Annotated in this window: 10 protein-coding genes and 1 pseudogene; 8 read left to right on the plus strand and 3 right to left on the minus strand. The window is 58.5% G+C overall.

Features of this window, described 5'->3' with window-relative positions; translation table 11 throughout:
• Window positions 1-56: 56 nt before the first annotated feature.
• From IG617_RS00305 to IG617_RS00320, 4 genes are read left to right on the plus strand one after another with little or no spacing between them, the layout of a single operon-like run.
• Entirely contained in the window at window positions 57-1010 is a 954-nt protein-coding gene (locus IG617_RS00305; protein ID WP_192106272.1) for an ABC transporter permease, read from the plus strand.
• Between the two features lie 2 nt (window positions 1011-1012).
• Window positions 1013-1900 carry an ABC transporter permease gene (locus tag IG617_RS00310; protein ID WP_192106273.1) on the plus strand — a complete coding sequence of 296 codons (888 nt, stop codon included), beginning with the start codon at window positions 1013-1015 and terminating at the stop codon, window positions 1898-1900.
• A complete protein-coding gene (locus tag IG617_RS00315; RefSeq protein WP_192106274.1) occupies window positions 1887-2936 on the plus strand; it encodes an ABC transporter ATP-binding protein in 1050 nt (349 codons plus the stop codon). Before IG617_RS00310 ends, IG617_RS00315 begins: the two co-directional genes overlap by 14 nt.
• 2 nt (window positions 2937-2938) lie before the next feature.
• Window positions 2939-3907, plus strand: a complete 969-nt coding sequence (locus tag IG617_RS00320; protein ID WP_192107316.1) for an oligopeptide/dipeptide ABC transporter ATP-binding protein — start codon at window positions 2939-2941, stop codon at window positions 3905-3907.
• 264 nt (window positions 3908-4171) lie between these two features.
• Here IG617_RS00320 and pyk read toward each other — a convergent pair whose 3' ends face one another.
• From pyk to IG617_RS00335, 3 genes are read right to left on the minus strand one after another with little or no spacing between them, the layout of a single operon-like run.
• Window positions 4172-5584, minus strand: coding sequence for a pyruvate kinase (gene pyk / locus IG617_RS00325; RefSeq protein WP_192106275.1), 1413 nt, complete (start codon window positions 5582-5584; stop codon window positions 4172-4174).
• A 32-nt stretch (window positions 5585-5616) separates the two neighbouring features.
• Complete coding sequence (locus IG617_RS00330) at window positions 5617-6873, minus strand: glycerate kinase type-2 family protein (protein WP_192106277.1); 1257 nt, start codon at window positions 6871-6873, stop codon at window positions 5617-5619.
• 6 nt (window positions 6874-6879) lie between these two features.
• Window positions 6880-7953: a tartrate dehydrogenase gene (locus IG617_RS00335; protein WP_192106279.1), complete on the minus strand. Its 1074-nt coding sequence runs from the start codon at window positions 7951-7953 to the stop codon at window positions 6880-6882.
• Window positions 7954-8097: 144 nt separating this feature from the next.
• Here IG617_RS00335 and IG617_RS00340 point away from each other — a divergent pair, with 144 nt between their 5' ends.
• The 4 genes and pseudogenes from IG617_RS00340 to IG617_RS21560 all read left to right on the plus strand — a co-directional run bounded on the left by IG617_RS00340 (window position 8098) and on the right by IG617_RS21560 (window position 12388).
• Complete coding sequence (locus IG617_RS00340; RefSeq protein ID WP_192106281.1) at window positions 8098-9012, plus strand: LysR family transcriptional regulator; 915 nt, start codon at window positions 8098-8100, stop codon at window positions 9010-9012.
• Window positions 9013-9136: 124 nt separating this feature from the next.
• A pseudogene (locus IG617_RS00345) lies at window positions 9137-10101 on the plus strand (TAXI family TRAP transporter solute-binding subunit).
• 121 nt (window positions 10102-10222) lie between these two features.
• The gene (locus IG617_RS21555; protein ID WP_254170395.1) at window positions 10223-11050 is read left to right on the plus strand and encodes a hypothetical protein; all 828 of its coding nucleotides are present in this window, start codon (window positions 10223-10225) and stop codon (window positions 11048-11050) included.
• Between the two features lie 3 nt (window positions 11051-11053).
• The gene (locus IG617_RS21560; protein ID WP_338109933.1) at window positions 11054-12388 is read left to right on the plus strand and encodes a TRAP transporter permease; all 1335 of its coding nucleotides are present in this window, start codon (window positions 11054-11056) and stop codon (window positions 12386-12388) included.
• Window positions 12389-12550: the final 162 nt, after the last annotated feature.

The following is a 12550-nucleotide window of genomic DNA, read 5'->3' on the forward strand; positions in this document are numbered from 1 at the left end:
AGGCCAGCCCCGTTCGCTGCCCAATAGCCCGAAGCCAAAAACACACGGCCGCCTCAATGTTTGCATATCTCATACGCCGACTGGTCTACGTCCTGCCTGTTGCCGTTGGCGTCAGCATCATTTGCTTCCTGCTGGTCCATATAGCTCCAGGAGATCCGTTGACGGCGATCATGCCGGTCGACGCCACGCAGGAAGAGCAGGCGGCCATGCGTTCTGCCTATGGGCTCGATAAGCCGCTACCTGTTCAATATGCGATCTGGATCGGCAAGGCGGTCACCGGTGATCTCGGCAAGTCCATCGCAACAGGTCGCCCGGTCGCAGGCGAGGTGTTCTCCGCGGTCAAGAACTCGCTTTTGCTCGCGTTCACCGCCAGCGTAATCGCCTTTCCGATAGGCCTATTGCTCGGTTTCATCGCAGGCTACTTCCGAGACACGATCATTGATCGACTGGTCACGGCCTTCGCCATCACCGGTGTCTCGGTGCCCAACTACTGGCTTGGCATCGTGCTCGTCATCGTCTTCTCCGTCCAGCTCGGCTGGCTGCCATCGATGGGCGCAGGTCCCGGCGGGTCCGGCCAGTGGGCCTGGGATTATGCGCATATAAAGCACTTGATCCTGCCTTCCGTCACCCTTGCCGTTGTTCCCATCGGCATCGTGGCGCGGACCGTCCGGGCATTGGTTGGCGATATCTTCTCCATGGATTTCGTGCAGGCCCTTTATGCAAAAGGGATGCGCCACGGCGATGTTCTGCGCCATGTAATCCGTAACGCCGCCCCGACCGCCTTGTCCGTCATGGGGCTGCAGCTCGGCTATCTTCTTGGTGGGTCGATCCTGATTGAGACGGTCTTCAACTGGCCCGGCTCCGGTTTTCTCCTCTCCAACGCGATCTTCCAACGCGACCTGCCCTTGTTGCAGGGCACTATCCTCGTGCTCGCACTGTTCTTCGTTTCCATGAACCTGATCGTCGACGTGGCCCAGGCCGCCATCGATCCGCGCATCAAAAGGTCCTGACCATGACCGTCGTTGCTGATACGGCAGAGGTTGCAGAACCCGTCCGCAAGGCACCTGGCTACTGGGCCGGTGTGTTTAAACGTTTCTTGAACGATCCCGTTGCCGTGACGTGCACCATTGTCGTGCTGTTGCTGATCCTGGCAGCGATCTTCGCTCCATATCTCGGACTTAACGACCCTTATAAAGCCAGCATGATCAAACGGCTGAAACCAATCGGCTTTCCAGGCTTTCCACTTGGCACCGACGAACAGGGCAGGGACATGCTGGCCCGGCTCATCTATGGTGGTCGGCTTACTCTTTTCGTCGGTCTGGTTCCGGTTGTCCTGGCTTTCTTTATCGGCTCTACGCTCGGTCTTGTGGCGGGCTATGTCGGTGGCTGGATCAATACGATCATCATGCGTACGGTCGATGTCTTCTTCGCGTTCCCATCCGTGCTGCTGGCCATCGCCATTTCCAGTGCGCTGGGTGCCGGTATCATCAACAGCCTGGTGTCCCTGACGATCGTATTCATTCCGCCAATTGCCCGGGTTGCCGAAAGCGCGACCGCTAGCGTCAGGGCGCTCGACTATATCGATGCGGCGAGGGCCACGGGCGGCAGCGCCCTGACCATCATTCGCGTCCACGTCATAGGCAATGTGCTCGGCCCGATCTTCGTTTATGCCACCAGCCTGACCAGCGTCTGCATGATCCTGGCGGCCGGTCTGTCCTTCCTTGGCATTGGCGTCCGCCCACCCGAGCCCGAATGGGGTCTCATGCTCAACACCCTGCGCACGGCGATCTACATCAATCCATGGATCGCGGCCCTGCCGGGCGTGATGATCTTCATCACATCTCTTTGCCTCAATCTTCTCAGCGATGGTCTTCGGAGTGCAATGAATGTCAAAGACTGAAGCCAGCTTCGGCCAAACTGATCGCGGGGGACCGCATCAGCCGCTGATCATCGCCAAGGATCTGAAGAAACATTTTCCGATCCGCTCGGGCCTGCTCAACCGCAAGACAGCAACCGTCCACGCCGTCGATGGAATTTCTTTCGAGGTGCAAAAGGGGGAGACCCTCGGCATCGTTGGAGAAAGTGGCTGCGGTAAGTCCACAACAGCCCGCCTGCTCATTGGGCTGATCGAACTGGATGACGGCTCAATCATCTATGATGGTGATGCACTGGGAACAGACATCAAGTTGAAGGAATTGCGCCGCGGCGTCCAAATGGTGTTCCAGGACAGCTATGCCTCCCTCAATCCGCGCCTGACCATTGTGGATTCCATCGCTTTCGGCCCAAAAATTCATGGACATGCGGACCCTTCAGGGGTCGCACGGGGGCTGATGGGCCGGGTCGGCTTGGATCCTGAACGTTTCGCCGAGCGCTATCCCCACGAATTGTCCGGCGGTCAGCGTCAGCGGGTGAATATTGCCCGGGCGCTTGCTCTCTCTCCCCGGCTGGTCATTCTTGATGAAGCTGTATCGGCGCTCGACAAATCCGTTGAGGCCCAGGTGCTCAACCTGCTGAACGACCTTAAGGAAGAACTTGGCCTTACTTATGTCTTCATCTCCCATGACTTGAACGTGGTGCGTTATATTTCCGACCGGGTTCTGGTGATGTACCTGGGTGAGGTCGTGGAAGTCGGTCCTGCCGATGCCATTTACGCGAAACAGGCGCATCCCTACACCGCCTCCCTGTTCGCAGCCATGCCCTCGATGGATCCGGACAACCGCACCGAGGAACCGCCACTTGCAGGCGATCCACCAAACCCGATTGATCCGCCCACCGGCTGCCGCTTTCACACGCGTTGCCGCTTTGCTGAAGACATCTGCTCAAAGACCAAGCCAAAACTCAGTGTCATTGGCGGCTCGGAGCGGCACCTTGCGGCCTGCCACCTTCAGGACACAACCTCCGGGCACAGCCAGGCATTGAAGGAGGTCGCAGAATGAGTGTGGTCCCACTGGTCGAATTCGAAAACCTCAAGGTACGGTTTAAGGGCGAACGCACTGTCCACGCGATCAATGGTCTCAACCTTTCCCTGCAGCCGGGTGAAATGCTGGGCCTCCTAGGCGAATCCGGATCTGGCAAGAGCGTGACGCTGAAAACCCTGCTGCGCCTGCTGCCGCCCAAACGCAGCGAGCTGGAAGGTTCGGTCCGTGTCAACGGAACCGACGTCATGAGCTTGTCTGGCAAGGCACTGGCTCGCCATCGCGGTGGCGAAGTGTCCATGATCTTCCAGGAACCCGCGCTGGCTCTCGACCCGGTCTATACCGTCGGGGAGCAGATTGCCGAAACCGTCATGCGGCACAAGGGCGTCAGCCGTGTTGCCGCCATGGACGTAGCGCTCGACATGCTCACGCGTGTGCGCATTCCGTCGCCTGAACGGCGCCTGAAGACCTATCCGCACGAGATGTCCGGAGGCATGCGTCAGAGGGCAATGATCGCGCTGGCTCTATCCTGCCGCCCAAAGCTTCTTCTGGCCGATGAACCAACGACGGCTCTGGATGCCACGGTCCAGATCCAGATTTTGCTTCTGCTTCGAGAGTTGCAGAAGGAGTTTGGCATGGGCGTTATTTTTGTCACCCACGACATTGGAGTTGCTGTTGAGGTCTCGGACCGGATCGCGGTCATGTATGCCGGCAATCTGGTGGAGTCTGGAACGGCCGCCGAGGTGATCAAAAATCCGCGCCACCCTTACACCAAAGGGCTTCTTGCCGCCAATCTACACGGGGCCGTCAAGGGCCAGCGTCTCGATGCAATTCCTGGTTCTCCACCCGCCCTGGAGACGGCACCGGACGCCTGTTCGTTTGCTGATCGCTGCCCCCAGGCAACCAACCGCTGCCGCAGCGCCTTGCCGCCTGTGGTTGACATCTCCGGTCAGCATAAGGTCGCCTGCGTCTTGGAGACGGCAAACGTATAGTTTGCCTATTTCTCTTCGAGTGCGGCCTGTAAAATCAATACGTCACGCCTGGCACAATGCACCTTGACGATCCTTAGCCCGGCTTCATCTTCCGGATTGGTGAGCCAATGGCCTAAACCCTCAGCGAACTGATGAGACCGCGTTGATCCTGGAAGCCACTGGGGAGCGTCTGACGCGAAAGCCAGTCTGACGTTAGTGCGGTTGGTTGCTGCCCCCGCAGAACGTCCTGGACCCAAAACAGGCGCAGGGCCAATTGGTTGAACCCTAGTGCAGATCAGCAACGCGGATGTTGTTGGTGCTGCCTGGTTGGCCGAAGGGCGAACCCGAGACGACTATGATCTGGTTTGACGCGTGGCCGTTTCGTGGAACGCGGCGGAGATGGCGCGCGTAGTCAACGACGTTTTCGTGATCGAGCGCAGTCTCATTGACCAGTGGCTGGATACCCCAGGCCAGACAGAGACGTCTTGCGACTTCGATCGACGGCGTGATTGCGATCAGCGGACGACCTGGACGTTGTGCTGCCAGATGCATCGCCGTTGCGCCTGTTGTGGTGAAAGCAACAATGGCTTCGGCATCGATTTCCTCTGATAGAAGCGTACAGGCCCCGGCAACCGCCTTGTTCGGTTCACCGTTTGGCGCGGGTGAGTTTCGCAAGCCATGGATCTGCCGGCCATGTTGTTCAGTATGCACAATGATCCGGTTCATCATTGTGACGGCTTCTTCCGGGTAGGCGCCTGCCGCGCTTTCCGCCGACAGCATGACCGCGTCGGCGCCATCGTAAATCGCTGTTGCAACGTCTGAGGCTTCTGCTCTCGTCGGCGTCGGCGAAGAAATCATGGATTCCAGCATTTGCGTCGCAACGATGACCGGTTTCCCGTGTGTGCGGCAAAGACGGATGATTTCCTTCTGCTTGGCAGGAACTTCTTCCGGAGGGATTTCAACACCCAGATCCCCGCGCGCCACCATCAAGGCGTCTGATTTTTCGATGATGTTTTCCAGATCCAGAAGAGCGGAGGGCTTTTCGATCTTGGCAACCAGACCGGCTCTGCCTTCGATCAGGGAGCGTATTTGATCAAGATCGCTTGCGGTTTGGACAAAAGACAAAGCCACCCAGTCAACGCCGTGTTGCAGTCCAAACTCCAGATCAAGTCGGTCCTTTTTAGTAAGGACGGGAAGATCAAGTACGGTGTCGGGCAAGTTGACGCCCTTTCTGTCGGATATTGGGCCGCCGACGATGACCTTGCAGTCGATCATATCTTCAGCGGCGTCAATGACTTCCAGACGGACCTGACCGTCGTTGATCAGGACTTGACGACCGGGCTTGATGGCGGCAAAGATCTCCGGGTGCGGAAGCGGAAAGCAGCTGTCATCGTTGGACATTTCGGTCGGCACAAGCTGAACCACCTGACCATTGGAAAGCAGGGCACTCCCGTCGGCGATCTTGCCGAGACGGATCTTCGGGCCCTGCAGGTCTTGCAGGATGCCGATTGGCCGGTCCAATGCGACTTCGAGCTCGCGTATGGCGGTAATGACACTCCGGTGGGCGTCGTGGTCACCGTGGCTGAAGTTCAAACGGAACATGTCGACGCCGGCTTGCGCGAGTTTTCTCAGCATGGATGGCGATTGACTGGCCGGGCCGACCGTCGCAACGACCTTTGCCTTTTTGTTGGGTACCATTGATCTCTCCGGAAAAAGGGGACGTGACGTCTCTAGAGGACCAGGATGCCTCGTAGGTCGTTGACGTTCGTCAGGGTTGGGCCGGTGACGATCAGATCGTCCAGCTGATTGAACAGGGAATAGCTGTCATGGCGGGCGAGCATCTTGCGCGGATCGAGACCTGCGGTCGCCGCGCGGGTCAGAGTGTCGGGTGTGATGATCGCCCCTGCTGCATCCTCACTGCCGTCAATGCCATCGGTGTCACCCGCAAAAGCGAAGATGTTTTCCCGGCCCTGCAGGGCGAGCGCCAGGGCAAGCAGGAACTCCGTGTTGCGGCCGCCCCGCCCAGGTTGTTCCGATCCGATCGTCACCGTGGTTTCGCCGCCTGACAAGAGAAGAACGGGGGGCTTGGCAGGGGAACCGTGCAAGGATGCAGAGGTGGCTATGCCAGCCATAAGCGTCCCGGCATCCCGGGCTTCGCCTTCAAGTGCGTCGCCAAGGATGATCGGCGTGATGCCGGCCTCTCGAGCCGTCTCGGATGCAGCTTCCAGCGCCATGCGCGGCGTCGCGATCATCCGGTAGTCGGCCTCAAAACCTGGCAGTGGGGCGGGGGGCTCACGTAGCAGCTCGCCGGCGGCCTTTGGCAATGTGCTGCCCAATTGGGCGATGACGTGAGAGATGTCCCTGTCTGTGTCCGGCGCCGGGACGGTGGGGCCCGAGGCGATATCATGGGGCGTGTCCCCGGGAATGTCGGAAATCAGAAGGGTAACGACGCGGGCGCCTCTCGCCGCCAGGGCCAGGCGCCCGCCTTTCACCGCAGAGAGCCTGCGGCGCACCTGGTTCATTTGCGAAATAGTGAGGCCAGACTTCAGCAGCAGCTTGTTGACCGCGATCTTGTCGGCAAGGTTCAGGCGAGGATCGGGCAGCGTCAAGAGAGACGAGCCGCCTCCCGATATGAGGGCCAGGACGAGATCGTCAGGTTTGGCTTCACTGGCAAGCGACACCATCCGGAGCGCCGCCTCGACGCTGTTTGTGTCGGGAACCGGATGCGAGGCTTCAAGAACGTCGATGTTTTCGGTGACCGCGCCGTGGCCGTAGGGAACGACCACGGCACCTGTTATGGCAACGTCGGGCCAGGCGCGCTCGACAGCCTGAGCCATGGCGGCCGATGCCTTTCCCGCGCCAATGACGATACAGCGCCCTTTGGGCTTTTCGGGAAGGTAGGAGGCCAATGCCTGACGGGGATCAGCGCGAGCGACACCTGCCGCGAAAACGCTCCGCAGCAGCTGTATTGTCTGATTGGTATCCATGGAACCTTAGGTGTTGGAGCCCCGGATCGCCTCGATCACGGCATCGGTCACCTCCCGCGTGGTGGCCTTGCCGCCAACATCGGGTGTGAGGATGCCTGCCTCGCAGACTTTTTCGACCGCGGACATGAGCCGTGAGCTAGAGCCTGTTTCACCGAGATGATCGAGCATCTGCGCTGTCGTCCAGAAGGTCGCGACCGGATTGGCGATGCCCTTGCCGGTGATGTCGAACGCTGAGCCGTGAATTGGCTCGAACATGGAGGGGAAACGCTTCTCCGGGTCGATGTTGGCCGTCGGTGCGACACCGAGGCTACCTGCAAGGGCGCCCGCAAGGTCCGATAGGATATCGGCGTGGAGGTTGGTGGCGACAATGGTGTCCAGGCTCTGCGGATGCAGCGTCATGCGAACGGTCATCGCGTCGACGAGCATCTTGTCCCAGGTCACATCGGGAAACTCCTGTGCGACCTCAGCGGCGATTTCGTCCCACATGACCATGCCATGGCGCTGGGCATTGGATTTGGTCACCACGGTCAACTGTTTGCGCGGTCGGGACTGTGCCAGCTTGAACGCATAGCGCATTATGCGGGTGACGCCGACGCGGGTGAAGATCGCGACCTCGGTGCCAACCTCTTCCGGAAGACCACGGTGGGCCCGGCCACCATTGCCCGAATACTCGCCTTCGGAGTTTTCCCGTACGATGACCCAGTCCAGATCGCCGACACCGACATTGCGCAAAGGAGAGGTAATCCCCGGGATGATCTTGGTCGGGCGGACGTTGGCGTATTGATCGAAACCCTGGCAGATCGGCAGGCGCAGACCCCAGAGCGTCACATGATCGGGAACATCAGGAGCACCGACGGCGCCAAAGTAGATGGCGTCGAACGGCTTGAGCTGCTCCAGGCCGTCTTCCGGCATCATGACGCCATGCTTTTTGTAGTAATCCGAGCCCCAGTCGAAGAATTTCAGTTTGAAATCGACACCGTCGCCGCGTTGGCCAAGGGCTGCCAGTACTTCTGCACCAGCTTCAATGACTTCTGGCCCAATTCCATCTGCCGGAATTGCCGCAATCTGATAGTTCCGCATGTCTCGTCCCTAAAAGCATGTTTTTCCAGCATGATGCGGTTTCATTCGCCGGCTGCCGGTTTGTCGCGGTAACAATCGCAACTTGACATCGAGACAACAATGCTCATTCGATCATATAAAAAATTGATATAATTGAAGGGCGCTATGGAACTCCGTCAACTCCGCTGCTTTATCACCGTGGCCGACAGCCTCCACTTCGGCCGTGCCGCGCAGAAACTCGACATGCTGCCGGCATCCCTCGGGCGGCAGATCAAGCTTTTGGAAGAAAGCCTGGGATGCAAGCTTTTGGTGCGTACCACTCGAAACGTTGCCTTGACGCAGGACGGGGAGAGGCTTGTGGTTGCGGCGAGGGATATTCTGGAACGCGTTGACCAGGTCGAGACCGTTTTCAGGGAAACCTTGAGGGAACGAAGATCGATTGTGCGGGTCGGCGCGATCGACAGCGCAGCGGCCGGCTTGATTCCGCAATTGCTTCCGCATTTTCGCGACGCCTATCCTGATGTGGATCTTCAGCTCTTGGAACAGAAGACCATCCGTTTGCTTCCGCGTCTCCTGTCCGGCCGGCTTGATGTCGCCCTGGTTCGACCGCCGGAACTGAAAGACCCACGCCTCATGTTTCGGCCGCTCTTTCATGAAACCGCCGTGGTGGCCTTGCCAGCAAGTCACCCCTTGGCAGCCCAGTCGGTTATCTCCGTCGATGACATGGCTGACGAACCGCTGATTGTGCCGGACCGGCGGTCCAGGCCTCACAGCCACGACCTGACGATGAAGCTGTTTATCGAGGCGGGTTTGACGGCGCGGGTGGCGCAGATTGCTGAGGAAAAGCAGACAATCGTGAATCTTGTGAGTGCAGGGCTGGGGCTCGCGATTGTCCCAAGATGGGCGTCGAGACTGGCCGTTGGCGGCGTGACCTTCGTTCCTTTGACTGTTCCTGCCGGTTCGGCCAGAAACAAGCTCGCATTGTCGGCCGTTTGGCTGCGTGACACGAGAGACCCGGCGCGCGACGGGTTTCTTGATGTGCTTGATCAGCAGTTGGAAAACCTTGCGGAAACCGCATGATTTCTATTATTTCAAATTTTTATATAATCGATTGCTGTTGAGCCGGTGATTTTTATCACTGTAGCGTCTTTTCAAAGGGCACGCTCTTTGTGCTCTATTTGGGAGGAGACTGTTCATGATGAAAATGTTGAAGATTGCGACTTCTGTCGCGGTCGCAGGGACGCTTGCGACCTCTGCCTTTGCCGAAGACCGCGAAGGCTGGCCCTCAAACCTGACGATCGGTACCGGTAGCCAGGGTGGAACCTACTTCGGATACGGTAGCGGCTTTGCGACCATGGTCGGCGAAGCGCTTGATGTGACGGCCAGTGTCGAGATCACTGGTGGTCCTGTTCAGAACGTGACGCTGGTTGAGACAGGCGAGCATAACATGGGCTTTGTCACTATGGGGCCTGCCTATGAGGCCTGGACTGGCAAGAGCAAATTGATGCCGGGCTTTGAGCACAAGAAGATCCGTGCCCTTTTCCCGATGTATCAAACCCCATTGCAGGCTGCGGTCCTTGCAAGTTCGGGCATCAAGTCCTTTGCAGACCTTGAAGGCAAGCGCGTTGGCGTTGGCCCTGCCGGCGGAACATCGGGCACCTACTGGCCGCGTTACTTCAAGGCCGCGGGCATGGATGTGACCATCAGAAATGCCGGCGGAAGCGATACCGCAGGGCAGCTGAAAGACGGTCTGATCGATGCATTTGTCTATGCAGCGGGATTGCCGACCGGTGCCTACAGCCAGTTGCGGTTGAAAACGATGTGATCTTCCTCAGCATGTCTCGCGACGAAATGGCGAAGTTCATGCAGGCCGAGCCTGCCATGTCGCCCTTCATCATTCCGGCGAACACCTATGATGATCAGCCAGAAGACGTCAGCACCGTTTCTCTATGGAACTTTGCAATTGCGAGTGAAGATATGCCCGAAAGCCTGGCGTATGAGCTGACCAAGCTGGCGATGGAAAACAACGATCGCATGGTTCAGAGCCACAAGGCCGCAAAAGAAACGCTGCCGGAAAACGGAGCCAAGAACAGCTTCATGCCGTTCCATCCCGGTGCGGTTCGCTGGTTCGAGGAAAACGGCTATCAGATTCCGCCTGCTTTGAAATAACAGCGGCGTTTTCGACTTTCACCTAAACACTCAGGCGGGAATTTTCCCGCCTGTTCATTATGACCAAGGTTAAGCTGCAGGCCGTGAAAGGTCCGCGGATTTACAGGGCGACACCCCAGCCATGACAGATAATAACAATCCGGCCTCTACAATTGAGACCCAGACCGCAAGCGCCCAGGTGGACGACGAACCAACGGTAAGCAACCAGCGCGAATTCAACAGGAACTGGCACTGGTTTATTGCAACGGCCTGTGTTTGCTACACGGTCTTTCACTTGCTGGTAATGAATGTCTGGCCGCTTGAGACCTGGACTTACCGCTTGATCCACGTCGGTGGCGGCTTGGTGCTCGGCTTCCTGATCTACAGCGCAACAACAGGGGCGTCCGATGCGTCCCGGCGCAGTGTGCTCGACTGGTTGCTGCTGATCGTCTCCGGCGTGGGTATTTTGACCGGCTTTGCCATGGTTTCGGCCATCTGGATAAACGGTTTGATGGGGGAGGAATTTCCGCCGATCTGGGCTCTCAAATACTATGGTGCGCCGCTTTTTGTCGGGACTTGCGCGGCGATCCTGCATGGCTGGATCTTCCGGGGCAAGCAACGTGGGCGGACATCTCCGGGCGATGTGCTTCTGGCTGTCTCTTCCGTTGCAGCGATCACCTACATTGTTTTCTTTTCCGAGCAGCTGCAGCTTCGGGCCGGAATGCCCATGGCCCTGCCATCTGACATGTGGGCAGCTCTGACCGGGGTGGTTCTGATCGTTGAGCTGACCCGCCGCCTTGCCGGTCTGGCGCTGGTGATCATTGCAAGTATCTTCGTCGCCTATGCATTCCTGGGGCCATGGCTGCCTGGAATTCTCGAGCACAAGGGTTACACCGCCAAACGCTTCTTCACCTATATCTTCACCGACAACGGTATCCTGGGTGCGCCGATTGCGATCTCGTCAACCTAAATCATCCTATTCGTCGTCTTTGCGTCGTTTCTGCAGGTCACCAGGGTTGGTGAGTATTTTGTGAATGTTTCGTTTGCTGCGGCCGGCCACAAACGCGGGGGACCTGCAAAGGTAGCTGTGTTTGCCTCCGGGCTGATGGGGATGATCAACGGCACGTCGGCAGGCAATGTGGTGGCCACCGGCAGTCTGACAATCCCGATGATGAAGAAGGTGGGCTACAAGCCGCAAACGGCAGCTTTGGTGGAAGCCGCAGCCTCCACCGGTGGTCAGATCATGCCGCCGATCATGGGCGCGGGCGCGTTCATAATGGCCGAAATCACCGGTATTCCCTATCTCGACATCGTCTGGGCCGCGATTATTCCGGCGATCATCTACTTTCTGTCGATCTTCTTTACCGTCGACATCGCGGCGCAGAAAGGCGGCATGTCCGGTCTTCCGCGTTCGGAACTGCCGAAACTCGATACGCTGTTGCGGCAAGCCTATCTGTTTACGCCGATCGTCGTTCTGATTTATGCGCTTTTCGCCGGCTACTCGGTCATCCGCTGCGGAACGTTGGCCATGATGACCGCAGCGGTCGTCTCCTGGCTGACGCCGCACAAGATGGGTCCGCGGCGGCTGTTCCAGGCCCTTGAGGTCGGCGCCCGGATGTCCTTGCAGCTTGTCGCAGTGTGTGCGGCGGCGGGCATCATTGTTGGCGTGATCGCACTGACCGGGATTGGCTCCCGTTTCTCCGCCCTGCTCTTGAGCCTCGCGGATCAGAGCCAGTTTCTGGCGCTGTTTTTCGCCATGTGCGTGTCCATCGTGCTTGGGATGGGAATGCCGACGACCGCAGCCTACGCGGTGGCCGCGAGTGTCATTGCGCCAGGGATCATCAACCTCGGCGTTGAGCCACTCACGGCGCATTTCTTCATCTTCTACTTCGCGGTCATGTCGGCAATCACGCCTCCTGTGGCCCTCGCGGCCTACGCAGGATCTGCCCTTGCAGGGTCTGACCCGATGAAAACCAGCTTTGAGGCCTTTTCCATCGGGCTGGCGGCTTTCATCGTGCCCTACATGTTCTTTTATTCCGATGCGATGCTCATGCAGGGCGAGCTCGTTGATACGGTGCATGTGGCAGCAACCGCGATTGTCGGCGTTTACATGCTCTCCAGCGCCATTCAGGGCTGGTTCTTCGGCAAGGCCGGGCCGGCAGCTCGTATTGCTCTGCTCGTGGCCGCGCTGGCCATGATCGAGGCCGGCTGGATCACAGACGTGATCGGGCTCGGGATCGGCGTATTGGTCTTCCTGCTGCAGAAAAAATACGTGACGCCGCAAGTAGTTGCCCGCGGCGCCGACTAGCAGCGGCGTCTGAATAGCGTTGGTACCACGGCGCACTTGATCTCAGGGATCCGGAGGCATGGAATTGACGTTCCATTCCTTCGGAACTTGCTGCCGCAAGTGGGCCGTCGCGAGAAGATCCGATATTTTCAAACGAACGCCGGCTCAAGCGAGTAGAGAACA

The organism is Roseibium polysiphoniae (assembly GCF_014842925.1).
GTDB classification, from domain to species: Bacteria; Pseudomonadota; Alphaproteobacteria; order Rhizobiales; family Stappiaceae; genus Roseibium; species Roseibium polysiphoniae.